Source organism: Brachyspira hyodysenteriae ATCC 27164 (genome assembly GCF_001676785.2).
Taxonomy (GTDB): Bacteria; Spirochaetota; Brachyspiria; order Brachyspirales; family Brachyspiraceae; genus Brachyspira; species Brachyspira hyodysenteriae.
The window spans coordinates 2,555,506-2,581,973 of sequence record NZ_CP015910.2 but is presented as its reverse complement, the minus strand read 5'-3'; the positions used below and the strand labels follow the sequence as shown (position 1 = coordinate 2,581,973).

General features: G+C 28.7%; 21 protein-coding genes and 1 tRNA gene. 11 read left to right on the top strand and 11 right to left on the bottom strand.

The features are described 5' to 3' along the window. Positions 1–56: 56 nt before the first annotated feature. A complete protein-coding gene (pyrR, locus tag BHYOB78_RS11300; RefSeq protein ID WP_012670914.1) occupies positions 57–584 on the bottom strand; it encodes a bifunctional pyr operon transcriptional regulator/uracil phosphoribosyltransferase PyrR in 528 nt (175 codons plus the stop codon). A gap of 260 nt (positions 585–844) precedes the next feature. Between pyrR and BHYOB78_RS11295 the strand changes: the two genes are divergently transcribed. The 9 genes from BHYOB78_RS11295 to BHYOB78_RS11250 all read left to right on the top strand — a co-directional run bounded on the left by BHYOB78_RS11295 (position 845) and on the right by BHYOB78_RS11250 (position 9,400). Beyond that, complete coding sequence (locus tag BHYOB78_RS11295) at positions 845–1,390, top strand: flagellar basal body-associated FliL family protein (protein WP_012670913.1); 546 nt, start codon at positions 845–847, stop codon at positions 1,388–1,390. 46 nt (positions 1,391–1,436) lie between these two features. Next, positions 1,437–2,468, top strand: coding sequence for a flagellar motor switch protein FliM (gene fliM, locus BHYOB78_RS11290; RefSeq protein WP_008722421.1), 1,032 nt, complete (start codon positions 1,437–1,439; stop codon positions 2,466–2,468). A gap of 4 nt (positions 2,469–2,472) precedes the next feature. After that, positions 2,473–3,555: a flagellar motor switch protein FliN gene (gene fliN, locus BHYOB78_RS11285; protein WP_020064638.1), complete on the top strand. Its 1,083-nt coding sequence runs from the start codon at positions 2,473–2,475 to the stop codon at positions 3,553–3,555. A gap of 136 nt (positions 3,556–3,691) precedes the next feature. Beyond that, positions 3,692–4,006 (top strand): flagellar motor switch protein FliN, encoded by a 315-nt coding sequence (gene fliN / locus BHYOB78_RS11280; protein ID WP_020064637.1) that lies wholly within the window; start codon positions 3,692–3,694, stop codon positions 4,004–4,006. 391 nt (positions 4,007–4,397) lie between these two features. Continuing rightward, positions 4,398–5,579 (top strand): M20 metallopeptidase family protein, encoded by a 1,182-nt coding sequence (locus tag BHYOB78_RS11270; protein WP_020064635.1) that lies wholly within the window; start codon positions 4,398–4,400, stop codon positions 5,577–5,579. A 66-nt stretch (positions 5,580–5,645) separates the two neighbouring features. Next, positions 5,646–6,527, top strand: coding sequence for a 4-hydroxy-tetrahydrodipicolinate synthase (dapA, locus tag BHYOB78_RS11265; RefSeq protein WP_012670909.1), 882 nt, complete (start codon positions 5,646–5,648; stop codon positions 6,525–6,527). A gap of 19 nt (positions 6,528–6,546) precedes the next feature. Continuing rightward, positions 6,547–7,242, top strand: a complete 696-nt coding sequence (gene dapB, locus BHYOB78_RS11260) for a 4-hydroxy-tetrahydrodipicolinate reductase (RefSeq protein WP_012670908.1) — start codon at positions 6,547–6,549, stop codon at positions 7,240–7,242. A 49-nt stretch (positions 7,243–7,291) separates the two neighbouring features. Beyond that, positions 7,292–7,996, top strand: coding sequence for a 2,3,4,5-tetrahydropyridine-2,6-dicarboxylate N-acetyltransferase (dapD, locus tag BHYOB78_RS11255; protein WP_020064634.1), 705 nt, complete (start codon positions 7,292–7,294; stop codon positions 7,994–7,996). 270 nt (positions 7,997–8,266) lie between these two features. Then, entirely contained in the window at positions 8,267–9,400 is a 1,134-nt protein-coding gene (locus tag BHYOB78_RS11250) for a pyridoxal phosphate-dependent aminotransferase (protein WP_020064633.1), read from the top strand. A gap of 56 nt (positions 9,401–9,456) precedes the next feature. On the opposite strand, the gene BHYOB78_RS11245 is transcribed toward BHYOB78_RS11250, so the two are convergent. From BHYOB78_RS11245 to yajC, 4 genes are all read right to left on the bottom strand, one after another. Beyond that, complete coding sequence (locus tag BHYOB78_RS11245) at positions 9,457–11,205, bottom strand: SWIM zinc finger family protein (RefSeq protein WP_020064632.1); 1,749 nt, start codon at positions 11,203–11,205, stop codon at positions 9,457–9,459. Between the two features lie 497 nt (positions 11,206–11,702). Continuing rightward, positions 11,703–12,626 carry a protein translocase subunit SecF gene (secF, locus tag BHYOB78_RS11240; RefSeq protein WP_012670903.1) on the bottom strand — a complete coding sequence of 308 codons (924 nt, stop codon included), beginning with the start codon at positions 12,624–12,626 and terminating at the stop codon, positions 11,703–11,705. Between the two features lie 33 nt (positions 12,627–12,659). Then, positions 12,660–14,171, bottom strand: a complete 1,512-nt coding sequence (gene secD, locus BHYOB78_RS11235; protein WP_012670902.1) for a protein translocase subunit SecD — start codon at positions 14,169–14,171, stop codon at positions 12,660–12,662. 39 nt (positions 14,172–14,210) lie between these two features. Further along, positions 14,211–14,642 (bottom strand): preprotein translocase subunit YajC, encoded by a 432-nt coding sequence (gene yajC, locus BHYOB78_RS11230; RefSeq protein WP_012670901.1) that lies wholly within the window; start codon positions 14,640–14,642, stop codon positions 14,211–14,213. Between the two features lie 203 nt (positions 14,643–14,845). Here yajC and BHYOB78_RS11225 point away from each other — a divergent pair. Both BHYOB78_RS11225 and BHYOB78_RS11220 read left to right on the top strand, forming a co-directional pair. After that, a tRNA-Leu gene (locus BHYOB78_RS11225) sits at positions 14,846–14,930 on the top strand. 76 nt (positions 14,931–15,006) lie between these two features. After that, on the top strand, positions 15,007–15,207 hold the full coding sequence (locus BHYOB78_RS11220) for a hypothetical protein (protein WP_020064631.1): 201 nt from the start codon (positions 15,007–15,009) through the stop codon (positions 15,205–15,207). On the opposite strand, the gene BHYOB78_RS11215 is transcribed toward BHYOB78_RS11220, so the two are convergent. From BHYOB78_RS11215 to BHYOB78_RS11190, 6 genes are all read right to left on the bottom strand, one after another. After that, positions 15,204–15,497 carry a DUF6506 family protein gene (locus BHYOB78_RS11215; protein WP_020064630.1) on the bottom strand — a complete coding sequence of 98 codons (294 nt, stop codon included), beginning with the start codon at positions 15,495–15,497 and terminating at the stop codon, positions 15,204–15,206. The genes BHYOB78_RS11220 and BHYOB78_RS11215 overlap by 4 nt on opposite strands. A gap of 190 nt (positions 15,498–15,687) precedes the next feature. Further along, a complete protein-coding gene (locus BHYOB78_RS11210) occupies positions 15,688–17,652 on the bottom strand; it encodes a methyl-accepting chemotaxis protein (protein ID WP_020064629.1) in 1,965 nt (654 codons plus the stop codon). Between the two features lie 116 nt (positions 17,653–17,768). Further along, positions 17,769–18,809: a UDP-3-O-(3-hydroxymyristoyl)glucosamine N-acyltransferase gene (gene lpxD, locus BHYOB78_RS11205; protein WP_012670897.1), complete on the bottom strand. Its 1,041-nt coding sequence runs from the start codon at positions 18,807–18,809 to the stop codon at positions 17,769–17,771. A gap of 108 nt (positions 18,810–18,917) precedes the next feature. Next, positions 18,918–19,343: an OmpH family outer membrane protein gene (locus tag BHYOB78_RS11200; RefSeq protein WP_020064628.1), complete on the bottom strand. Its 426-nt coding sequence runs from the start codon at positions 19,341–19,343 to the stop codon at positions 18,918–18,920. A gap of 44 nt (positions 19,344–19,387) precedes the next feature. Then, positions 19,388–22,024 carry an outer membrane protein assembly factor BamA gene (bamA, locus tag BHYOB78_RS11195; RefSeq protein ID WP_020064627.1) on the bottom strand — a complete coding sequence of 879 codons (2,637 nt, stop codon included), beginning with the start codon at positions 22,022–22,024 and terminating at the stop codon, positions 19,388–19,390. Then, positions 22,024–26,406 (bottom strand): translocation/assembly module TamB domain-containing protein, encoded by a 4,383-nt coding sequence (locus BHYOB78_RS11190; protein WP_020064626.1) that lies wholly within the window; start codon positions 26,404–26,406, stop codon positions 22,024–22,026. Before BHYOB78_RS11190 ends, bamA begins: the two co-directional genes overlap by 1 nt. Positions 26,407–26,468: the final 62 nt, after the last annotated feature.

The following is a 26,468-nucleotide window of genomic DNA, read 5'->3' as shown; positions in this document are numbered from 1 at the left end:
AATAAAAAAAGGGACCTTAATAAGTCCCTTTTTTTATTATTAAAATATTATATTTTTTAATTTTTATCTTTTAAAAGAACTAAATCTTCTCCTTCCAATTCCTTTACTCTAACAGATACATATTGATCTTGAGGTACATTAAGAGCAAGTCCAACATAATTAGCAGATACAGGAAGTTCTCTTCCAAATCTATCAACTAAAACTAGTAAAGATACTTTTTTTGGTCTTCCATAATCAAATAAAGCATTTAGAGCCGCTCTAATAGTTCTTCCTGTATAAAGAACATCATCAACAAGCAATATTGTTTTACCTGTAATATCAAAAGGTATATCAGTTTCTTTAATTTCTGGAAATTCAGAGAGAGTAGACAAATCATCTCTATAAAGATTAATATCTATTGCTCCAATTGGTACTTCTTTTTTAACTTTTTCTTCTAAAAGTTTTTTTAATCTTATACCTAAATAATCGCCTCTTCTTCTTATGCCGACAATAGCTAATTTGTCCATATCTTCTTTTTCAATGATTTCAGCAGCAAGTCTAGGGAGAACTTTTTCATATTCTTCAGCTTTTAGTAAAACTCTCATTTTATACTCCTTTGATATTTTAGATATTTGCCTATTCAAATTTCAATTAAGCATCTATAAAAATTATAACGATTAAAGGAAAAAAAATCAACATAATATTTTTTTACTTTTGCATAAAAAATATGTTAAGTGTTTTTGTAGTTTACCGATATTATATATAAGGACAGTAAAAAAAGTTAAAGTTAACATAAGAGTTGCTAATTTTATTTTACTGTTATATAATTGTAAAATAAACATATTAATTTAAGTGAGGAAATTATATGGCAGACGAAGAAAATTTAGATTTGGAAGAAGGCGAAGAGGAAGAACAAGCCGAAGCTGCACCAAAGAAAAAATTTGGTTTAAGCCCTATGATTGTAAAAATACTTATGGGAATTGCTGCCATTTTAGTTGTGGCTTTAATATCCGGGCTTATAGCATTTTTTGTATCTAAAAGTGTAGGAAAAGCTGCAGGCGTACAGGGCGGCGTTGTTGATGATATGGTAAAACAGCCACCACCATCAATCTATCGTATAGATCCTGAGTTTAATGTTAACACTGCAGATATGGATGTAGCAAGATATGTAAAAGTAAGTATTATATTAACTTATACTACTAATACTAAACAGCTTGCAGTAGAACTTCCAGAAAGATTCTATATGATAAGAGATAGAATTACAACTATACTTAGTTCTTATACTTATGATCAGTTGAGGACTAATGAGGGCAGAGAGCAGTTAAAAGCTGATATTAAGCGGGAAATTAATAGTATGCTTAGAAATGGTCAAATAGATGGTATATTATTTGATAACTTCTTGTTAAGCTAATGCTAATGAATGCTATTGAAAAAATTTATAAGAGAAGGATATTCGTATGACAGAAGTATTGTCACAAAGCGAAATAGATGCGTTATTAAGTGCTATATCATCTGGTGAAAGTTTAGATAATATTGATACTAAACGTGTAGAAGTAGAGCATAGAAAGATAAAGATATACGACTTTAAACGTCCCGATAAGTTTTCAAAAGACCAAATTAGAACGCTTCAGATGATGCATGAAAACTTTGCTCGTGTTACCACAACTTCATTATCTGCACAGTTAAGAACTTTAGTAGGTATTCACGTAGCAAGTGTAGATCAGCTTACTTATGAAGAGTTTATAAGAAGTGTCAGCAATCCTTCTACTTTGGCTATTGTAAGTATGGATCCTTTGAAAGGAAGCTCCATATTAGAGATTGACCCATCTATCACATTTACTATTATTGATAGATTGTTTGGCGGACCCGGTGAAAGTCCTAAGAACTTAAACAGAGAGCTTACAGATATTGAGTTATCCGTTATGGAAGGTATTATAGTAAGAATACTAGGTAACTTAAGAGAGGCTTGGTCACAGGTAATAGATTTAAGACCTCGTTTGGGTTCTATAGAAACTAACCCGCAGTTTGCTCAGATGGTTAGTCCTAATGACATGGTTGTTTTAATTACTTTGGAAACTAAAGTAGCTGATGTTGAAGGTATGATGAACTTTTGTATACCATATATTACTATTGAGCCTATATTATCTAAGTTCTCAGCTCAATATTGGTATGCATCTATTAGAAGAGGAAGCACTAGCGAGAATTTAAAAATTATTAAAGAAAAATTACAAAATATATTTGTTGAAACTTCGGCGGAACTTGGATCTATGCAATTACCGCTATCAGACATTCTCAATCTTCAGAAAGGTGATGTTGTTAAGTTTACAGATACTAAGATTACAGATCCTGTCATATTCAAGATAGGAAACAGAAAGAAATTCTTATGTCGTCCTGGTATATCAGGCAGCAGAATGGCTGTACAGCTTACAGGTGTTATGGATGGAGAGGCTGATATAACCGAAGACGATTTATTAAAAGAGGAGGATTAAGGTTATGATGAGTGACGGTGCATTATCTCAAGACGAAATAGAAGCTTTGTTAAAAGGTGCCGATGAAGCTTTTGGAGGAGACACTGCTCCTAAAGCATCAAGTAACGGAGGCGGAAATGTAGATAAACAGCTATTTAATGAAGCTGCAAAAATGATAGCTGAGAATCAGGCTTTCTCATTATCATCTATTTCTACAAAAACCGTATCTATCACTAATATTACAACTACAGTCGGAGATGTAAATAATTTGCATCAAATGCTTTCCGGCAAAATGGTAGAGGCTAAAGTAGGATATACTGGTTCTATCAATGGAAATGTTTATTACTTCATGGGAGAAAATGAGGCTTTAGTAGTTGCTTCTCTTATGATGGGGCAGAAAGAAGCAGCTTTGAATGATATGGTATCACAAGTATTAAAAGAAGCTTTCTCTCAAATGGTAGGAGTTTCTGACAGTGCTTTATCTTCAAGGTTTGGAGGAAGTTTTACTAACTCTCCTATAGAGACTTCTATATTAGAGGATGCTTTCAGTATTAATATACCAGGTCCTTTAGCTATAGTAAGCGGTTCTCTTTCTATTGAAGGTGAAGTAGAAAATGCTCCTTATGTATTTGCTTTGGAGCTTCCATTATTACAAAGCCTTATAGGTTCTGCATCTAATAATGCTGCTGCACCTGCTGCTGGAGGAAATACTGCAAATGCCGGAGCTTCTGCTAATAATTCTATGGCAGGACTTGTAGATAATCAAGCCTTTGATTCAGGTCCTCAATTGGGTGTACAGCATGCTGAGTTTAACTCTCTAATGCCTGCTTCTGATGTACAAGGAACAGGAAATATCGGTCTATTAATGGATGTAACCATGAATATGACTGTAGAGCTTGGAAGAGCTACTATGACTATTAGAGATATATTAGGACTTGGTGAAGGTTCTATTATAGAGCTTCAAAAGTTAGCTGGTGAGCCTGTAGATTTGCTTGTTAATGGTAAGTTAATAGCTAAAGGGGAGGTTGTAGTAATAGATGAAAACTTCGGTGTTCGTGTTACTGATATTATTAACCCTATGGATAGACTTACTAATAAACCTAGATAATAAGTTAAAATAATTACCAATATAATGAAAGCGGGATTAATTCCCGCTTTTTTATTATTTTTTTAATAATAATATAATTGAAATTATTGAATAAATATATATAATATAATCAATCATATAATACAGAAGTTAAATTATGAGTAATGTAGAAAATAAGAATTCTAATAATATTCCCTCTAATAACATCGGCCTATTGATGGATGTTACTATAAATGTAACTGTAGAATTGGGAAGGGCACGTTTAAGTATTAGAGAAATATTAGGACTAGGAGAGGGTTCTATCATAGAGCTTCAGAAATTAGCCGGTGAGCCTGTGGATTTACTTGTTAATGGTAAATTAATAGCTAAAGGCGAAGTTGTAGTTATAGATGAATGTTTTGGTGTTCGTGTTACTGATATTGTTGATTCTGTATATAATACTGTTTCTGCCGATACTGATAAAAATAAATAATCTGTATTTTTTCATTTAATCCTTTTTTCATTATATAATTTTTTATAAATATAATATGTATTTAGCATATATTCAATTAGACTCTTTTTTATTAAAAAATAATATGATTTTTCTTGACTTTTGCGATATTATTACATATAATAATACTACTACAAATAAATTCAAGGAGTTTAGAAATGTATATTTCATTCACCTGTAATGCAGGCCGTTTATTCAATCATTCAAATATCTGCTTTCAATTTTCTAAATTCTATAAATCTTCAAAACGTATTCTTTCAAAATCTAAGAAGTAATCTTTTTAATAATTCTAAAGTTAATAAAAATTATATATATAATAATGTTTTATATCTGTACGGTATAATTGTTCTTTTTATTGAGGTGTTTAAATAATATGCAGGATAATATAGTATCAGAAAATGTTCTTTCATCTATGAAAGACTTTTTAATAGATTTAAGGAGAGATTTGCATGCCCATCCTGAACTTGGATTTCAAGAGTTTAGGACTTCAGAGAAAATTTCTTCTATACTTGATTCATTGAATATAAAATATAGAAATAAAGTTGCTGAAACAGGAATAATAGCGGATATAGAAGGGGAGGATAAAGATTTTACTATAGCTTTTAGGGCTGATATGGATGCTTTGCCTATGGAAGATAAAAAAAATTGCTCTTATTCATCGCAGAATAAGGGTAAATGTCATTCTTGCGGGCATGATGTTCATACTGCAGTGCTTACAGGAATAGCGAAATATTTTTCTGAAATAAAGCCTCCTTGTAATATTAGACTTATATATCAGCCTGCAGAGGAAACTACAGGCGGTGCTTTGCCTATGATAAATGAGCAGGCTTTAGATAGTGTTAATGTTATTTACGGGCTTCATGTTCGTCCTGAAATAAATGTGGGACAAATAAGCATTACTTATGGTGCTATGTATGCTAGTTCTAATATGTTTGAAGTGTATATACATGGAAAATCTGCTCATGGTGCTAAGTCATATAATGGTATAGATGCTATAGTAATTGCTGCTCATATTATAACTCAGCTTCATAGTTTTACTTCAGCATTTACAGATGGAAGTATGAGGCTTCATATAGGTACTATAAATGGCGGAAGTGCTAATAATGTAGTAGCTGATAATGTTAAGATGGAAGGTATCATTAGAATGTTATGCGATGATGATACTAGAAATAAAAGATTAAATATGATAGAAAATATTATTAAAAATACGTCAAAAAGTTTTAATGCTGATGCTGAGTTTGTTAATATTCCTTCCTATCCTGCTTTAATTAATAATGATGATGCTGTTAATATTGTAAAAAATTCTGCTGAATCTTTTTTGGGTAAGGAAAATTGCCTACTTGAAAATGCTAATATGACAGCTGAAGATTTTAGTTATTATGTTCAAAGGGTAAAAGGAGCTTTCTTTAGTTTGGGTGTATCAAATGAAAAAATAAATGCTCCTATTCATAATGGTTTATTTGATATAGATGAAAATGCCATAAATATAGGAGTTAAGGCTCAGGTATTAAATGTTTATAATACATATAAAAATAAGGATAAGTTTATAAAGTAATATTATTATTTTGTTTTTACTATAGAAAAAAAAAGAAATACATTATATAATTACAAGGAGATTAATATGTCATTATTTGAAGGAGCAGGTGTAGCTTTAATAACACCATTTACGGAAGATAATCAAATTAATTATGAAAAATTAGAAGAGTTAATAGAATTTCAGATAGCAAATAAAACAGATGCTATAATTGCAGCAGGTACAACAGCAGAAAGTGCAACTCTTACACCTGAAGAAAGAATGCAGGTTATTAAATTTTGTATAGAGCGTACAAAAAAAAGAACTATAGTAATAGCTGGTACAGGTACTAATAATACAGCATCTGCGGTAGAGTTCAGTAAAAAATCTTATGAGTACGGTGCTGATATGGTGATGGCAGTTACTCCGTATTATAATAAAGGTAATGAAAGCGGACTTATTGATTATTATACACAAATAGCAAATAGTGTTAAATGTCCTGTGATTATGTATAGTGTTCCTTCAAGAACTGGTGTTAAATTATCTCTTAATGTTATTAAAACATTATCTGAGATTTCTAATATTCAGGGTATTAAGGAGGCAAGCGGAGATATTAGTTATGTTGCGGATATTGTTAATGTAGCGCCTAAATTGGATTTATATTCAGGAAATGATGATATGGTAACTCCTATGATGGCTTTAGGTGCTAAGGGTGTTATATCTGTTACAAGTAATATTATTCCTAAAGAAAATCATGATATGGTTATGAATTTTCTTAATGGAAATGTAAATGAAGCTATTAAAACACAAATTAAATATATAGATTTTGTAAGGGCTATGTTTATAGAAACTAATCCTGCTCCTATAAAAGAGGCTATGAATATTATGGGATTTAATGTAGGCGAATGCCGTTCTCCATTAGGTCCTTTGAGCGAAAAAAATAGAGAGCATGTAAAAAATATTATAAATAAATATGGATTAAAAAAATAAAAATTAAAAGGAGAAAAATATGAAAGTATTAATACATGGAACAGGAGTTATGAGCTCAATTTTAAAAGAAGTTATAGAAAAAGAAGGAGAATTAGAAATATCAGGTTTTGCTGATGATTTTACAAATGAAAAGGGAGATATGATTATAGATTTCTCTCATTTTTCAAGACTTCCTGCTATGATAGATTACAGTATTAAAAATAATATACCTATGGTTATATGTACTACAGGTTATGATGAAACTATGCTTGCTAAGATTGTTGAAGCTTCTACACATGTACCTATAGTATTATCATCTAATACTTGTATAGGAATAAATCTTATGAATGAGATAGTATCTAAAATAGCTCCTCAGCTTAGGAATTTTGATATTGAAATCATTGAAACACATCATAATAGAAAAGTTGACTCTCCAAGCGGAACAGCTAAAAGTTTATTCAATGTTATTAATGATGCTTTAGATAATGAAATGTTCTTAGTAAGCGGAAGAAACGGTCTTCATGTAAGAGATAAAAAAGAAATAGGTATGCATTCTGTAAGAGGAGGATCTGTTGTAGGAGATCATAGTGTTATTTTCTATGGAGATGATGAGATTATAGAGATTAAGCACTCTTCTACTTCTAGAAGAATTTTTGCTAATGGTGCTATAAAAGCTGCTAAATTCCTTGTAGGTAAAAAACCTGGTCTTTATAGAATGAAAGAGGTTTTAGCTTAATAAAAAATTACTTGATAATGCTGTTAAATTATTATAGGAGAATACGGAAATGGATATGTTAGAAAAGTCAGAGGATATTATTGCATATATTAAAAATTCTAAAAAGAAAACACCTGTTAAAATCTATATAAAAGGAAATTTAGCTGAAATAAAAACTAATGCTAAGGTATTTTCTTCAGGAAATTTTCATTTTGTAGTTGGAGATTATGAAGATATAAAAGCTATATTAGAAGAATATAAAGACTCCATAGAAGATTATTATTTAGAAAATGACAGAAGAAATTCAGGTGTACCTACTTTAGATTATTTTAATGTTAATGCAAGAATCGAGCCTGGTGCTGTTATCAGAGATAAAGTTACAATTGGTGATAATGCTGTTATTATGATGGGAGCTATTATAAATATAGGTGCTGAAGTAGGAGAGGGTACTATGATAGATATGGGTGCTGTTTTAGGCGGACGTGCTATTGTAGGAAAAAATTGCCATGTTGGTGCTGGTGCTGTACTTGCTGGTGTTATTGAGCCTCCTTCTGCTAAACCTGTTATTGTAGAGGATAATGTTGTAATAGGAGCTAATGCTGTTATCATAGAGGGTGTTCATATTGGAAAGAATGCTGTTATAGGTGCTGGTGCTGTTGTTATAGAAGATGTTGAAGAAAATCAGGTTGTTGCTGGAAATCCTGCCAAAGTAGTAAAAACTAAAGATGAAAAAACTGCTGACAAAACTAAATTGGTAGATGATTTAAGAAAATAAAATAATTTTTTATAAAAAATAATTTTAAAGCCTCTGTATATACGGAGGCTTTTTTATTAAAAAATTTTAATTAATTTTTATTTGCTTTCATTAAATTTAATTTATATAGCTAATTATATATTTTTTTATAAAAAATATTCTACTTTTTTATAATAGAAATTGACAAATTATATATTTTTGGTAAAATATATGGATTATTATATATAATATTATTGTATATAATATTATATTTGAATGTATTAATTAAAAAAACATCTATGGAGAATCGTTATGGAACTCAATAAAAACATAGTTCAAGTGCCATATTCGCTTATAAGAGAACTTACAGAAAAAGCACAGAAAAAAGAAAATGCTATAATGCTTACAATAGGTGAACCTGATTTACTGCCTCCTAAAGAATTAATTGAATACGGATGTGAGTATGCTAAAACTCACACTTTAGGATATACTCAATCAGGCGGAAGCGAACATATAAGAACATTGGTAGCTAATCATTATAATAAATATTATAATTCTGATATTAAAGCTGACAATGTAACTATGCATATTGGTTCTATGGAAGGTATTTCTTCTATATTTAGGACTATTTTAAATATAGATGATGAAGTTATAATACCTACACCTTTTTTCTCTCCTTATGAACAGGCTGTAAATCTTTCTTATGGTAAATGTGTGTTTGTAGATACAAGACCTGATCATCTTGTAATCAAGCCTGAAGCTATAGAAAAAGTGATAACAAATAAAACTAAGGCTATACTTTTCAGCAATCCTGGAAACCCTTCCGGATATATGCTTAAAAAAGAAGAAATGGATGAGCTTGTTAAATATTTTGAGAAAAAAGATATATTTATAATAGCTGATGAAATATATTCTGCTATATCATTTTATCCTTTTACTTCATTTACTTCTTATCCTTCTATAAAAGATAAAGTTATAGTTCTTAATGGTTTTTCTAAATCACATTCTATGACAGGTTGGAGAATAGGGTATAGTATAACTCCTGAATATGTTAGAAAATGTTTGGTTAATGCAAGCTTCAATAATGTAGGAAGTATGGTAACTCTTTCATGTGCTATTGCTGAATATGCTTTGGAAAAATATCCTGTTATAGAGAGCTTCAGAGATATTTATAAAGAGCGTGCTTTCTTTTTGGCTAAGGAATTAACAGATTTAGGATTCGATGTTATAGAGCCTAGAGGGGCATTTTACTTATTTGTAGGATATGAGAAATTTTCAAAAGAGCCTTCGCTTGATTTTGCTATGAGGCTGTTAGATGAAACAGGCGTTGCTGTAGTTCCTGGAATTGCTTTCGGAAGTGAAAATTACTTTAGAATAGCTTTGACTCAGGATATACCTATATTAAAAGAGGCAGCTAAAAAAATTAGAGAATTCGTACATAAGTAGATCATAAATTTATATTTGACGGCAGGAAGAAAAACTTCTTGCTGTTAAATTAATGATTAATTATCAAAAAATATATTTATAACAGCATTTGCATTTATTATACTTATAGGTCTTATATAATATTTTGTTTTTTCTAATACAATAAATCTATCTTTATCAATATTTGAGTTTTTATAGTTCATTATATATTTTATTCCATTTGAATGAATTGATGTGTATTTTACATTCAAAGTTAATCTTTCTTCATCATCTTCTTCATAGTGATTTACAATATCGAAATAAAGTATTTGTTCTATTTTATTGAACTCTTGATTTTCTATTATCTGGAATTTTGCTATTATTATTTTTGATCTGTCATTTTTATTAAAATAATCATATTTGAAATCTATATTTTTTATATCATCATAGTTTTCTGCAAATAGTTCTTCATTATTTTTGGAATTTTTTATTTCTTCTAATAATTTATAATCCATTCTATCATTTAAAATAACTGACGTAAATTTACTAGATGATATTCTCTCTTCATTATTAACTTTGTAATTTATAAATTTAAGCTTATATTTTGAAATTTCTTCTATAGATATATTATTTTCAAAATGTATTTTCTTTCTATAGTTGCTTCTTACATCATCATAAGAGATTTTTGAATTATCATAAAATGTAGGTATTACATAAGAAAAGAATGATAATTTTTTAGTATTTAAATTATATAAATAGGCACTTGCTCCCAAATATCCTGTAGAAGAAATCCAAGGATAAGAACCTAGTCCTACTAATTCAGCACTTTTTCTATTTATATATTTACTTCTTATTTCTCCTGTTAGAAGTTTTACAGTTTTATTATCATTATCTTGTTTTGCTTTTTCTATTACTTTAATAGTATTGTATAGCCTTGATAGTATTGCAAAAGTGAATAGTTTATTAAATGAAGCATGTTTATTAATCATAGAGTCAATACTTTCAGAAATACTTCTAAACATTTTTGCTAATTCAGGCATTTCTTTTACTTGAAGTTTTACGCTTAATTGCTCTGCTATATCAAAGTCTTTTTCACTGCATGAATAAAGTCCTTTTTCAAAAATATTTTCTATAAACTCTTTTGAAAATTTTAAAATATTTTCATCTATTTCTTTATCATCTTCCTTAATTTCTTCAAGTGAATTGTACATTTGTTTGTATTTAAGTATTGCTATTATTTTATGAGCACAAAGAGATGAATCTTTACATGAACATACAGCTTTTTTTATACTGTCTTTTTTTGGAAAATAAATAATTACATTTTCTTCAGGTATATTTATTTCAAGCATTGCTTTTTCTTCTATATCAGCTTCAATATTATCATCAAGTCTATCTAAAGCATATTCAAAATTCTTTTTAGTGCTTAATTTTTTTATTTCATCATAACTAATATTTTTTACTTCATCAAATGTATTGTTTTCTTCTTTTATCTCAATTTCTGTATTATTTTCTGCTGTATCAGTATTGCTTTCATTTTCTTTATTTTCAGTATCTAAATGTTCTATATACAAAAGCGACATTATAATATGCTTACAAATATCTTTTGAAGGACAAGAGCATTTGCTTGATTTTAGATCTTCATCATTAAGAATTACTTCTATTTTTTCGCCTGTATCTATAGTAACTTTTATTTTATCTTCAGCTTCTTCAATATGTATTTTTTCAGGGCTATTATTTATAATATTATCAATGTCTTTTACAGAGCGATTATATATGCCTTTATTTGTTAATGTAAGGAGAAAGTTCTCATTGATATATTGTTTTAAGTTATTAATTTTTTCTGTCATTATAAACCATAAGCAATTTTGTGATATGATATACTAAAATCAATATATTGTCAAAATATAGATAATAATATCATTATGAAATTAATAATTATATTTTGTATATACTAAAAATTTTTGACTTTGTCAACTGATGCACTTTATATAGATATTATCTACTTTTTTGCCGCACAAAAAAGTAGCAAAAAACGCAATTGCTATAATTTTATATTTTAAGAATATGTATCAAATATGGTATAATACTCTGATTTTAGGTAAAAAATGCAGTTCTTTTGGTTCTTTTATATCAATAAAAGAACTGGGGTATGGGGCAAAGCTCCATATATTAAAAAGAAAATATAATTTTATTTTTGACAAAATATAGTTGTTTAGGTATATACTGAAAATTTTTAACTTTTTAAAAAATGATTTTTATTTTGTTATAAAACTTCTATCATTGCAAATAAAAAAGAGTATACATTATAAATGCATACCCTTTTTTATTTTTATATTAATAATTTTTATGCTTTTTTAGTTTTCATAAATAGTATTAAAAGTCCGCTTGCTATGAAGTTACTAGCATAAGTACCTATAACAACACCGCAGAAGAATGTAAATGCGAAGTCATAAAGTATGAATCCGCCCCATATCATTATAGCAAGTGCAGCAAGTAGGGTAGAAATACTAGTAATAATTGTTCTTCCTACAACATTATTCAAACTTATATTAACAATCTCTTTGAAAGGTTTTTTAGAATTAGCATTTTCTCTTATTCTATCAAATACTACTATGATGTCGTTGATTGTATAACCTATCAAAGTAAGCATTGAAGAAAGAACTAATACAGAAAACTCTTTATTCAAGAAAAGAAGTATACCGAATACTATAACAACATTATGTATTAAAGTTATTATTGCAGGGAAAGCATATCTGTAATTGAATCTTATAGTAATGTATATCATTATGATAATCCAAGATACAATTATTAATATGAAAGCTAGTTTTAAGTTATCAGCAGATACTACACCGCTTATAATATTGCTTCCTATTAGATTAACTTTTTCCTGAGTATATTTATCATAAAGCACCTGCATAGCTCTGTCAGATTCTTCATTAGATCCTCTGAATCTTAAAAGGAAAGCATTTACATTATCAGCACCTTCAAGTTCCTGTATATTAACAGTCTCTGTTCCGAAATTATTATATAAAGCTCTTATTTCAGCAATATTAATTACTTCAGGATTATCTATCTGTACTTTTAATTCAACACCGCCAGCAAAGTCAATACCCATATTGAAGCTATTTGTAGTAAGTTTATTAACAAACAATGCTATAGAAGCTATAAACAATATAGATGACACCACAGCAGCTATAGGCATAATTTTAACAAACGGTATCTTATTTTTTGTCAAATCATTATTTTCTTTTTTTATTTCTTCACTCATTTACGAAATCCTATTTATTTTTAAGAAGTTATATTAAATAAAGAAGAATCCTGCTTTCTTTACTATTTTAGTTCTTATAATCTCTTCATAGATATATCTAGTAATGAATACAGCTGTGAATAGGTTTATTAAAATACCAAAGAACAAAGTAATAGCAAAACCTTGTACAGGACCGCTTCCGAATATCCAAAGTATTAAAGCTACAATTATAGTAGTGATGTTAGAGTCAAATATTGTTGCAAAAGCTCTGTCATAACCAGATATAATAGCATCAGCAACACTAGATTTTACTTTTAACTCATCTTTTATACGCTCAAATATAATAACATTGGCATCAACAGCCATACCTATAGTAAGAATAAGTCCGGCTATACCAGGCAATGTTAAAGTAAATCTTAAAGGTGATAATACAGCGATTATAAGTACAACATTCACAAGCATTGCAATAGTTGATAAAACTCCGGATACTCTGTATACAGCTATCATAAATACAGCAACTAAAACAGCAGCCATAAGTAAAGCAGTAGCTCCGGCTTTAACTGAGTCAGCACCTATAGACTGTCCTACAACTTCTTCTTCTACAATACTTACATTAATAGGTAAAGCACCTTCTTTTAATATTCTAGCTAAGTCTTGAGCCTCTTCTAAAGTAAATCTTCCAGTGATAACGCCTCTTCCGCCTCTTATCTCATCATTAATATTAGGAGCACTTATAACTTTATCATCTAATACTATAGCAAGCATTCTATTTTTATTTTGTGCAGTAACTTCAGCGAATTGAGTAGATCCTTCTGCATTAAGTTCAAACTCTACAGTAACCTCACCGAATTGACCTCCGCCTACCTGAGCATTGATTAAAGCACTTCCCTCCAATGAAGGTTCTTTATTAACTATAACAGGAGCTCCTCTTACTCTTCTTCCGAAATCATCTTTCTCACTATAGAAATAAAGCTGTTTTCCATATTCTGGAACTTTAGCTGTATTAGTGAATACACCCATAAGCATATCATTAGTAGTTAAAGTAGCTGTAGCTTGTTCATCAACCAAATTGAAAGTTAAAGCTCCCTGACTTAATACTACACTTTTTATTCTGTCTGGGTCTCTTGCTCCAGGAAGTTCAACAACCACTCTGTCCTCGCCTTGTTTTCTTATACCCACTTCACTTACTCCGAATTGGTCTATTCTTCCTCTAAGTCTTGATATAAGTCTTTCCATAGCATCATTTTTCTCTTCAGCTGTAAGAGATGCTGCTGTTCTATCTAATCTATTTGCATACTCTTCAAAATCAGCCTGAAGTACTATTCTTATACCGCCTTGTAAGTCCAAACCCATATTTACAGATTCACTTCTTAATCTTTTAAGTGATTGAACATTATCTATTTGTTCTTTAGTATATCCTTTAGCTATCATTTCATCTAAAGACATATTACTTTCTTCTTTCTTATCATCAGATGTGAAAAAATACCATCTTACTGTAGGAGTAATAAACCAAGCCATTACACCAAGTCCTATAATGATGAATGCTAGTCTTAAATTATGACTCATATTATACTATCCTATTATTATATTTTTAATTATTATTTATTATTCTTTTTTATCTTCTGCCTGAGCTTTTTCCAAATCTTCTTTTAATTGATTTTTATCTTCTATAGCTTTTTTATCCTCTTTTTTCTTTTCTTCTTTTTTAGGAGGGTTTAGCATTTCTTCTGTAACTACTGCTGATATTGAAGATTTAATTATTTCCATTTTAGTATTTTCGCCTACTTTTACTATTGCAATTCTTCCGCCTTCTTTATCAGAAACATATTCAGCAATTATTCCGCCTGCGATTATTACTTTGTCTCCTTTTTTTAATTCAGCTATACTTTGTGCTAATTTTTTTTGCTGCTGTTTTTGCGGTCTTATCAACAAAAAATAAAATATAGCAAAGATTACAACCATCATACCTATAGATACTAATGGGCTTCCTCCTGCCTGTGCTTGAGCTCCTTGTGCATATAATGTAGCTGTGAACATTCTTTAATTACCTCTTGAATTTTTTAAATTTTTTTTGATATTATATCATATTATCAATAATTTATACTTATGTCAATATTTTTTCTAATATATTTCAAATATGAAGATAATACATTTAAACTTGATAGTATTATAAAATAAAAAAAAATCTAAAATAGAACTTGATTTTTTTTATTATATGTTAATATTTTAGGCAACTACCAGCTCGGGTGATGGAATTGGTAGACATAGCAGATTTAAAATCTGCTGGTCCTTGTGACCGTGCCGGTTCGATTCCGGCCCCGAGCAAATGATAATCAATTTATGAAACGGAGTGAATAGAGTTTGTAGTGTAATACCTATAAACTTTTTTTGTATACTGAATATGATAAATAATCATGATAAACTTTCTAAACAAAATATTATTATTTTAGCAATAGGGATTCTAATATTTGCTATTAGTTTTCTATTTATAGCAATGGTAGGACAGCACCCTGAAGGTTTTATGGGATTTCTAGCACCTTTTACTATGCTTGTGGGTATTATAACTATAGTTGCTGGTTTCTTATATAAATCTAATTCTTAATTTTCATTTCCAAATAATTTTTTATAAATATCATTCTGCTCTTCTAAATGCACTACAAATCCAACAGCTACCTTATTTTCTGTTGCTTCTATTATTTTTCTAGCTCCTTCTTCTCTGAATCCTCCGCATAACTCTATACAATCAATACCTTCTGCCTTCAATTCTTTAGCTATTTTGCAAGCTTCTTCTATATTTGAAACTCCTATTATTTGTGAAACTCCATTATGTATAGATGCTTTATCTTTTTTGCTATCGAAAATTTTATCCATTATTAAATAAGCGAATTTCATTTTTATTCTCCAAAAAAATATTTATTTTATTATAAATATAATCGTAAAAAATATAAATAGGGGCGGGTGGGCGGGCAGAGTAAATTTATAAAAAAATAGATATGCTTTTATTAAAAATTAGTTTTTTATAAAAGCATATCATTAAAGAATTAAACTATAAAAGAGTTTAAATATAGGAATTACTATAATATCATTTTAAGCTGAAAAATTTCATTAAATCAGCAAGTTTTTCTGTTTCTTTTTCCATATCAATAACTATATCAGCATTTGTCTTTACCAAATTTGTATTCTGCTCAGCACTAATATCAACACTATTAACTGCACTCTGAACTTCTCTTGCAGAAGCATCTTGCTCAGTAGAAGATTCAACCATTTGGCTTACTATATAACTGCTTTCTCTAGCTTTATTAGTTATATCTTCTAATGCATCCATAGTTTCTTTTATTTTTTTGTTTCCATCTTGTATTTTCTCTATGCTGGTATTAACTATATTAGTAATATTTTTTACAGATTCCTGAGAAGTTTGTGCCAAATTTCTTACTTCAGCAGCTACAACAGCAAACCCTTTTCCTTGTTCTCCGGCACGTGCTGCTTCTACTGATGCATTAAGAGCAAGTATATTAGTTTGCATAGCTATATCATCTATAATTTTTGTTATATTCGATATTTCAGATGTAGCTTTTGTTATATCTTCCATAAGAGCCATAGATTCTTTTGATAGATTATAACAATGTTCACTTGAATTTGTAAGCACTTGTATTTTATCATTAGTTAGTACTATGTCATTGCTTGTTTTATCTATAACTTTTAATGTATTACTCATAGTTTCATTTATAATTTTTAAATCATCTCTTTGTTTTTCAGTTCTGTTTGATAAATCCATTGTACCTGCACTTACATTCTTACTTGCATTTTCCATAGCATTGGTAGAGGCTAATATCTGTTTTATTATATTTGATAATTTATTTTGAGTATTTTGAATAGAATTAAATATCATTCCTATTTCATCTTTTCTATTGCTTAAAGATTGATTTTGATCAGAAGTTAAATTTCCGCTGCTTAATTTTTCAGATATATGCATAACTTTTAATATAGGATCTATTATACTTTTCTTTATTAAGATATTTATAATAAATAAAAATATTATAATAATAATGAGAGCTAATACAGAAGTTACAATAGCATTTATAATATTTTCTTTTACTATGATAATTTCAGGCACATTTACTAATAAAGCTAATGAATTATTGTTATCTTTTAATGAATCCAATGGTATCAAAATATTAAATGTTTTTTGATCATCAATTTCATTTACAAAAGAATATTTAATATTATTATTTATATAATCTATTATTTCTTTTGAATTATTTTTATATATATCTGATATTTGTTTTCCTATGTTCTGTGTATTGGTTGCTGCAAGTATAGTTCCATTTTGATTAATTAAATATCCAACCATACCATTATTTGTAGATATATCAGATACAATTTCAACTAAATTGTCTGCAGAGAAGTCAACACCTATAGTACCTAAAAAATTTCCTGAATCATTTAATATAGGCTCAACTACACTAACAGTCAATACAGTTCCTGCCTCTGCATAAGTATCATCTTTTTCTACATCGCTTATATATAATTGCTTTGTATTTTTAGGTATAGTATAATAATTTGGATTAGCATCGAATTCTTCTTGATAAACTTTATCATAACTAACTACATTGTTATCATAAAAATAAGAAGGGCCATACCTTCCATCAACTTCAGATCCATAATCAGTATCTATAAATTCATTATCTTTTCCGTCAAAGGCATTTTTTTCCCACATTTCATATATTGAGAACAAATTTTTATTATTTTGAAGCATATCTCCTAAAATTTCTGCATGTGATTCTCTCGTAATTGTACCATTTGCTATATCGTTTTTAAGAGATGATGATAATGTTCTTAGTATTGATATGTAAGTGAGCATTTCTATTTCTATATCTTTGGCGTAGGTTGTAATCATATATTCTGTAGAAGCATATCCCTTTTTTTTTGAAGTGGAAATATTATGCGTTACCATATATGAAATAATAGTTATAACCATTATTAATATAGATACAGTGAGTAATACAAATATTTTAAACTGAAGTCCAAGAGGTTTTTTATTTTTCATAGAATAATCCTATTAATGTAAAAGATTAATTATATTTAAATATACAATAGTTTTAAATTTTGTAAAAAAAATATTTGATATTTTTATATTATTTTTACAATTTAATTAAAATAAAGTTATTTTACTCTTTTTATTTTCACTTCAAAACGTTCTTCTACTAAATTAATTAATTCAGGTAATTTTTGTTCTGCTATCATTTTTAATTTTTCTCTTTCTATGTTTTGGGCAGGAGCTCCAAGCATAATAGAATTAGAAGGTATTTTTACATTTGACATCACAGCAGATCTTCCTCCGAATATTACTCTGTCGCCTACAGTAACATGATCTGCCAATGCTGCCTGTCCGCCTAATATACAATGATTTCCTATTTTAGAACTTCCTGCTATTCCTACTTGAGATACTATAATAGAATGTTCTCCTATATCGCAGTTATGTGCTATTTGTACTAAATTATCTATTTTTACACCTTCTCTTATTATGGTAGAACCCAATGTTGCTCTGTCTATACAAACATTTGCTCCAAGCTCAACATCATTTTCTATTACAACATTTCCTCTTTGAGGTATTTTCATTTGCTTTCCATTAACTTCGAAGAATCCGAATCCGTCATTTCCTATAACAGTAGAAGAACCTATTATAACTCTGTCTTTTACTACACATCTGTCATGAATAGTAACATTTGCATATATAGTGCAGTTCTCTCCAATAACTACATTATCTCCTAAAAATACATTAGCTTCTATAACGGTTCCCTTTCCAACTACCGTATTTTTTCCAATATGTACATTATCACCTATATAAGTATTGTCAGATATATTAGCTTTTTCTTTTATTATAGCTGTAGATTCTATGGTGCCAAGCGGATATTTTTTATCTTCAAATAAAAAGTAAAGTAATTTTATAAATGCTTCTTTTGGGTTATTATGTATTAAGGCAGTTTTATTTTTGAAATCTTTTATTTCATTTGCAGCATCTTCTCTTAATATCAATGCATTTGCATTACTGTTTAATGCTGTTTCAAGATATTTATTATTATCTATACATACTATTGAATTTTCTATGATTTCATTAATAGGGGAGAGAGTAGATATTTCTTTATTTTCATCTCCTATTATTTTTTTTGCCTGAATAAAATTGCTTATATCTTTTACTTTCATGATAAATTTCTCCGTTTTTATTTTATATATAAAAAACTAAAATGCATCAATTTTGTTTAAATGCATTTTAGTTATTATAAAAGTCATTATTAAATTATTTTATGTTTATTATTTTTGCAAAGATGCTTTAACATTTGCTATAACGGCTTCTGTTATATCAAAATTTCTATCAGCATAAAGAATGGCATGTTCTGTTCTTTCTAGTATTAGAGTATAACCTTCTTTTTTTACTATAGACATAAGAGAGTTTGCAACTTGTCTTTTTACCTCTCCTCTCAAAGAATAATCTCTATTTTGTGCTATAGAAGTATCTTCCATATTTGTCTGCATAGCATCTTTTTGTTTATATTCTTCTAATTTCATTTTTAATTTTTCAACAAATTCATCATCGCTAGTTAATTCTTTTATTACTCTCTCAAGATCAATATATCCAACTTTTGTAAGCCTGTAAGATTGAGTAAATACTCTAGGGCTAACAATGGATACTATAAGTACTGCTACAAATAATAAACTCATAATATAATACTTTTTCATTTTTATCTCCTTATAATTTTAATAAAAATTATTTTTATATATTTTTAATAGAATGGGTGGTTCATAGTAAATGCAATTCCCCATCCTCTTCCGAACCAAGCACCAAGAGGAGTGAAAGTATCTCCTTCAAAATCTTGAAATCCTTTACCAAATCCAACATCTTCTTTATTGTAAACGAATCTTTTAGCAATATAGAATCTTATATTGAATATAGGTATTGTAAGTCTGAATCCTATTCCTACAGAATATATATATTGAGAAGGATCAAATATATCTTTAATATTCATAAATTGAGAAGGATATGAATGAGCATCTCCGTCCTGATTCCAACCTGTACTGTATGGCATCCATAATTGTCCTGCATCAAGGAAAGTAACGAATCCAAGAGTTTTAGGTATTATAGGTATACGAAGTTCAGCAAAGAATCTTACTTTTGCTCTACCGTAACTCCAAGAGTCAGTAGTAGGTTTACCGTCTGAACCGTTGGCTCCTAACATATCATAAGTTGATAATCCTCTGTTCTTCTTAAATATAGTATATTTGGAAGTATCCCATCCCCTTACATCTTCAAATGGGTTAAGATAATAGAGTACATCAGCATCATTTTGCAAAGCAAGTCCAGGAGTAGCAATTATTTGTCCTAATTCTCCATAGAATGCAAATGACAGCCATTCTGTAGCAGGTACAGCCAAGAATCCTGTAGCACTCAATCTTGTAAGCTGGGTGTGTCCAAAATAGAAATCTACCATACCTCTCAAGAAACTTCCTCTAGTAGGGTTCAAATAATCGTTTCTGCTATCTCTAAGTAAAGAATATGAAACAATGAATGTTGTAAACCAATCACTTTCCCATCTTTGGAATGATCCATCTTTTTTATTAACTCTATGAGTTAAATATTTTTTTATATCACTAAGAACATAATTAGGACCGGCAGCAGTAGCTCCTTGGTCATGCCATTGCTGATACTGCTGTACTATGGTATCAAATGTTATGAATGTAGAATAATAATCAGCAAAGTAATAACCTAGTCTTACTATACCTTCAAAACCATGTCTAGTATAGTATGAGTATTTAGGTATACCAAAATTACCATCGGTTCCTATTTGATAACCAGTGTTTACACCTTCATTGAAGTATGATAAATCCACACCCAAATATATAGGCAGATTAAGTAAATAAGGCTCAGCAAAGTTAACAGCTATACGTTTCTGCTGCTCTCCAAATTCTCCGCTTAATCCTAACTGCAATCCTCTTCCTAAGAAGTTATTTTCTCTAATAGAAGCAAATACCTTAAATCCGGAACCAGTGGAGAAACCGCCTCCTCCTGATACCATAGCTGTTCTTCCTTCAGTTACACTTAAATTTAATTCCATAAGTCCTTCAGCAGAACCAGGTTTTACTCCTAAATTAATATTATCAAAGAATTGAGTATTATATAATCTCTCTTGAACTCTTTGTATTTTTGCAGTATTGAATACTTCTCCGGGTTTTATATCTATATATCTTTCTATAACAAAATCTTTAGTTTTTGTATTTCCTGCTATAGTAATATTTTCTATATGCACTTTATCATTTTCAACAATATCATACATTATATTTACTATTTTATTTTCTTCATTTACTGTAATTACAGGTATAACTTGTCTGAATATATAACCTCTTTCAGAATATTTATTTTGTATACCCTGATAGTCTGCCATATGATATGTGTAATTATATAAAGCACCTTTTTTTGATTTTATATCTTTTTGTATATTTTCAGAAGGTATTATAAAGTTTCCTTTAAATCCTATATCTCCGAAATAATATTTATCTCCCTCTGTAACATATATATCTATTATTAAATCCTGTTCATTTTTTATTTCAGGATTTCTCCATTGATATGTGAACTTTACATTATCAACTTTGGCTCTATAGTAACCTCTATCTGCATAGTATTTAACAATTTTATCTTTGTCTCCATCAAATGTAAACTCATTAAATTTTCCAAGAGTCATAAATCCATTTTCTTTTGTTGACATCTGTCTTTTAAGTTCATTATCAGTAAAATGTGTATTACCATGGAATCTTATATTAGCAACCTTAACTTCATTACCTTCTACTATGTTCATTTGTACTAAAACATCAGAAGTATCTTTATTTTCTATTACTTTAGGCTCAACATAAGCTTTCAAATATCCTTTATCTTGATAATTTGTTATTATAGCATTAACAGCATCATTTAATTTCTGAGGTATATAAGGATCACCTGCTTTCATAATTGGTTTTACGGCATCATTAAGTGCTGTTCTGCTTAATCTTTTATTTCCTATATATTCTATATCTTTTATTATGAATCTTTCAGCTACTACAATATTTAAAACTACTCCGTCATCTTCTCTGTTTGCATCTATTGCCACTCTATCGAATAACTGCGTATCAAATAGTTTTTTTATGGCTGCATTTATTTCTGTTCTTTGAAATTTACTGCCGGCTTTTATAGGAAAATTGTTTATTATTTGTTCCTTTGTAAGCCTTACTTCACCTGTAACATCTATACGGTTTATTGTAAGCCCTTCATATACAGCTATATTTCTTGCTGTTTGTAAATTTTCAAAGTCGCTTTCTGCAGATATTAATAAAGCTGCAGCAAGTAAAAGAAATGAAAATAAAATAATACAATTTTTCTTAATAAAATTCACTAAAATCTCCACCGAGTAACAATATTAAAATCTTGTCCTTTTCCTCTTATATCGAAAGGATTTATTTTATACTCAAACACAAAATTTGCAAGTTTATAATTTTTTAATAAAGACACTTCAAAACCAAATTGATGGTCAAAATAGTAAGGGTCTACATTTTTACCATTAACACTAGGCCTTGTTGTATCATTAACTCTATATGTAACATCGTATTTTAAATATAAATATTTAGATACATATTTACCTATACCAACACTTGTATTATCCCATACAGATGTAGGACTTAAATTATTATTGTTTGTAACGAATAATAAATTATTTACTACTGTAGGGCTTAAGTTGATATAATCAATACCTAAAAATTGTCTAAACCATCTTTCTACAGGTCTTAATACTGTACTTCTTAATAGTAAATCGCTGTAATTCATTGTAAGCTGCTGTAATTGATCGCTGTTTATACTGCTTCTATTTGCTGTACTGTCAGCAAACATTTGATCTTCTCTGCTTCCAAAACTTCCCTGAGGTATTCCGGCAAGCTGATTAACCTGATACTGTCCTAAAGCTGGTATTGTATAGAATCTCACAGGTCTCAATGCTCCGTCCTGAGAAGATATTAATTGAGACAATCTTGCATCCATTTCCATATATAAAGTTACACTTTCACCTGCTAATTCATTTTCAAAAGACTGAGAAGATGTATTTCCTGTTGAAGGATAGTATTTTTTATATGTGTAAGCTGTAGCCTCTATTATAGGATCAGCACTGTTTACAGGAGGGAAAGTTACAGAACCTCTTTCTAGTTGATATACATTTTGCAAATAGTATATACTTCCTCTCTCTACATTAATAGTTCCTGCAAGTTCTATTCCATCAATAAGAGTGTTATAAACTCTCATTTTGGAACCTTCCTCTAAATATACATCTCCTACTAAGTTATGTGCAACTCTAACCTGACGCCAAGCCTCTATAGTAAAATCCCAATATATTTTACTGAGTATTCCATAAACTCTTTCTTTATATGTAGTTCCTGAAGGCAAAGTAGATAACTGAACATCACTTTTCATAAGAGTAAGTATTCCGCCTATTCTAGGGGCAGCTATATTTCCTCCTACTGTAAGGTCAACATGCACAGGTCCTCTTACTTTAGCTATACCTAAATTTAGATTACCGTCTAAAAGTCCAAGCTGTTCATCTGATGACAGTAAGTCAAATGCCATATAATTTATATTGTTTTTGAATATTTCTGCTTCGCCTGTTACAGTTAAACTTTTATTATTTTTGGATGTAAATGTTAGGTTATTAACATTAAACATATGTCCGTCAAAGTTGAAGTCTACTATAGTATCATCAAATATATCATTGAAATAAGCTATTTTTACTTTTTTTCCATGTCCTAAAAATCTTCCGTCTATTGCTACATTATCAGCATCACCATGTATGCGTGCATATAATGTATAAGGTTTGCCGTCTACCATAAAATTAGTAGGAGATGAATTTATTTCTGTAAATAATACATGAAATATTTCAAAAATTTCTACATTGATTATGTCAGATGTAACCAATAAATCAACTTGATCTTTTTGAGTATTTTTTATAACTCCGTCTATATTAAGCATATTATCATTATCATATACATAAATTAAATCAGTTCTTTTATTTCCATCTTCTTCTAATATAGAACCTTGTATACCATGATTTTTTGTATTTGTTAGTAATATATCATTTTTATCTTTAATAATTGTAGTTCCGAATTCCGGCAATTTTCTTTTATTTATAGTGATAATCCCTGTTTGAAGTCTGTATTCTTCTTTACCGTCAGGCAGTTTTCTCATATTATAATTTATTGTACCTGAGAATGAACTCATAAATGTCATATTATTAACTTCTACAGTCATATTTTGAAGTTCTTTTGAAAAATAGGCGTAAGGTATTTTTATCTGCTGTTTTTTAGCAAATGGTTTTGCTGTAAGAGTTCCGAAATCTCCTGTTTTGGTTATCAATACATTTTTTATTTCCAATTCATTTTCTCTATAATAACCATTTAAAGAAACATCAAACTGCATTCCAGGTATTTGAAAATCTTTTATATCAAATTTTTCAAGGTAAATTACAGGATTATTCATTAATCCTATTATAGTGGCATTGGCAGTTAATACTCCATAAGCCTGTCCGCTGATATCGAAAGGCAGCTGATTGACTGTTATTTTACCATACATATTATTTTTATTGATAGATGTATCTACTGCAAATATTCCATTATTTTCTAAATCTTTTAATAAGGCAGTAAATTTTGTTATACCATCTGTAGAACTTAATATTCCATCTCCAGTTACTCTATTTTCACCATAATTTAAAATAATATTTGTAAACATTATACTTTGATTTGATAATTCAAATTGAGTATTTAAAGCGAATATTGGAGCAAGGTTTTTATTAGCTTTTACATTTCCATATAAATACAGAGGCTGCTGCATATAATTATTTATATTAACATCCACATTTAAATCAATATCTTTTATACTTAATGTTTTAGGAGTTTTGATATTTAAATCTAATATGCCGTTTGTGGATATAACTCCGCTTGCTATTATTTCTGAGTTATCAGTAGAGGCATATATTATTTTACTTCTATTAGTAGAAGTTGTGCTGAATCCGCTCAAACCATAATTACCAGCAGGTGTATTAAAATTACCATTTATTTTAACATTAAAATTATTATCATATTCTATTTTGGCATTGGCATTTATTCCGCCGTCTTCAGAAAGTCTGTAATAAATATCATTAATATCTATAATATTTTTATATGCAGATGCTCCTATTCTTATCAAATATTCTTCTGTATATATTTTTCTGGACGAAGCCTGTAATACATGTACATTTCCTTTTCCTCCTGTGTACATGGCATTACTCATAGTATATTCTACATTTAGAGATGATAAGTTGTCTATTATATTTTGTCCTAATAATACTACGAATATATCCTGAGGTATTACACCTTTAGCAGAAACTATTACAGGATTATTATTATCTAAAGAATAACTAGCATATAGAGGCTGATAGTATTCATTTGGTATTAATCTGAGAGATATTTCTTTTTCAGGTTTTTTATACAAAAATTCAAATGTCATAGGTCGCGGCATACTATTAGCATAACTAAGAGATGATATTGTAAATCTTGATTTTATTTCATCATCATTTACATTTACAGGCTTTAAATTTACTTTTGTTGATAAATAATTTGCTCCTGCTTTTATATTATTAACGTTTAAAGAAAGTATGCTTGATATAGGATCATTCAAAGGTACTATACCGCTTGCTATAATATTTCCTTCTAGAATATTAATATATGCATTTGATAACATTATACTGTTATTTGTTAATTCAGCATTTACCATTACATTAAATAATTTATCTCTTACATTTAAATCAAAATTAACATGTGATTTTTCTTTTTCTTCAAATGAATAATATCCGTATGCCTCTATTTCTGCATCTCTGAATGTATTTATATAATTGCTTATACTGCTTATAGTTTTATTATCTAATTTTACAAATTTATAAATTATAGGCGTATCCAACGCTATATTCATAATCTTGTATATATTATCTTTTTTTATTTTTAAATTTGTAACGGAGAAATCCATATCTTTATTATCAAAATTATACTTAAAGTTGATAAAATTATTTTGATTTTCATTTTGTAAATTTGCCGCTAATATATTGTATTCATTTGTTAAAAATAATGTATAATCAAATAAATCTCCGTTTTCATCTTCACCGTATATTTTTGTATTGATTTCTGATAGATTAGTTTTACTTTCTAATGAAAAATGTACTAATGTTTTATCAGGTAAGTTTATTTTATATGAAAGAAAATAACCATAATTTCTGAAATTACCATTTAAAGAATTAAGTGATACTTCTGTGATATTATTATTATCTGCTATTTTAGCTGAGAAGTTATTAATGTTAATATTTTTATCCATAAATATAGGACTTATATTATTAACTATTTCTCTTATATCCTCTAATGAAGTTTTGTTTGTATTATCACTCTGAAATATAGACATATCCATTAATACAGGATAGAACTCAGCATCATTAATATTTATATCGCTTAAAAGATATAAAGGATCTCTTTTAATAAATATTCTAAAAAAGTTAAATCTTAATGAAGCCCTGTCCATTTCAAAGAAAGCTTCTGAGTTATTTTTAGAGTATAATTTTACATTATCCAAAACTAATTCTAATTTATAGGATATGCTTATATCTGATATGTATATATCTATTGGACTTACCTTATTTATATACTCTATAACATTATCCAAATATTTTTGCTTATTTGATAATACCATTGATATGCTAAATAAAGCAGGTATCATAAAAGCTAACAAGGTTGTAGCCACATACATCCTAAATCTAGAATATCTATTTTTTTGTTTCA

Bases quoted from the DNA above. Each gene is read 5' to 3' on its own strand.
- pyrR (WP_012670914.1), bottom strand. From the start codon at position 584: ATGAGAGTTTTACTAAAAGCTGAAGAATATGAAAAAGTTCTCCCTAGA.
- BHYOB78_RS11295 (WP_012670913.1), top strand. From the start codon at position 845: ATGGCAGACGAAGAAAATTTAGATTTGGAAGAAGGCGAAGAGGAAGAA.
- fliM (WP_008722421.1), top strand. From the start codon at position 1,437: ATGACAGAAGTATTGTCACAAAGCGAAATAGATGCGTTATTAAGTGCT.
- fliN (WP_020064638.1), top strand. From the start codon at position 2,473: ATGATGAGTGACGGTGCATTATCTCAAGACGAAATAGAAGCTTTGTTA.
- fliN (WP_020064637.1), top strand. From the start codon at position 3,692: ATGAGTAATGTAGAAAATAAGAATTCTAATAATATTCCCTCTAATAAC.
- BHYOB78_RS11270 (WP_020064635.1), top strand. From the start codon at position 4,398: ATGCAGGATAATATAGTATCAGAAAATGTTCTTTCATCTATGAAAGAC.
- dapA (WP_012670909.1), top strand. From the start codon at position 5,646: ATGTCATTATTTGAAGGAGCAGGTGTAGCTTTAATAACACCATTTACG.
- dapB (WP_012670908.1), top strand. From the start codon at position 6,547: ATGAAAGTATTAATACATGGAACAGGAGTTATGAGCTCAATTTTAAAA.
- dapD (WP_020064634.1), top strand. From the start codon at position 7,292: ATGGATATGTTAGAAAAGTCAGAGGATATTATTGCATATATTAAAAAT.
- BHYOB78_RS11250 (WP_020064633.1), top strand. From the start codon at position 8,267: ATGGAACTCAATAAAAACATAGTTCAAGTGCCATATTCGCTTATAAGA.
- BHYOB78_RS11245 (WP_020064632.1), bottom strand. From the start codon at position 11,205: ATGACAGAAAAAATTAATAACTTAAAACAATATATCAATGAGAACTTT.
- secF (WP_012670903.1), bottom strand. From the start codon at position 12,626: ATGAGTGAAGAAATAAAAAAAGAAAATAATGATTTGACAAAAAATAAG.
- secD (WP_012670902.1), bottom strand. From the start codon at position 14,171: ATGAGTCATAATTTAAGACTAGCATTCATCATTATAGGACTTGGTGTA.
- yajC (WP_012670901.1), bottom strand. From the start codon at position 14,642: ATGTTCACAGCTACATTATATGCACAAGGAGCTCAAGCACAGGCAGGA.
- BHYOB78_RS11220 (WP_020064631.1), top strand. From the start codon at position 15,007: ATGATAAATAATCATGATAAACTTTCTAAACAAAATATTATTATTTTA.
- BHYOB78_RS11215 (WP_020064630.1), bottom strand. From the start codon at position 15,497: ATGAAATTCGCTTATTTAATAATGGATAAAATTTTCGATAGCAAAAAA.
- BHYOB78_RS11210 (WP_020064629.1), bottom strand. From the start codon at position 17,652: ATGAAAAATAAAAAACCTCTTGGACTTCAGTTTAAAATATTTGTATTA.
- lpxD (WP_012670897.1), bottom strand. From the start codon at position 18,809: ATGAAAGTAAAAGATATAAGCAATTTTATTCAGGCAAAAAAAATAATA.
- BHYOB78_RS11200 (WP_020064628.1), bottom strand. From the start codon at position 19,343: ATGAAAAAGTATTATATTATGAGTTTATTATTTGTAGCAGTACTTATA.
- BHYOB78_RS11190 (WP_020064626.1), bottom strand. From the start codon at position 26,406: ATGATACCTGCTTTATTTAGCATATCAATGGTATTATCAAATAAGCAA.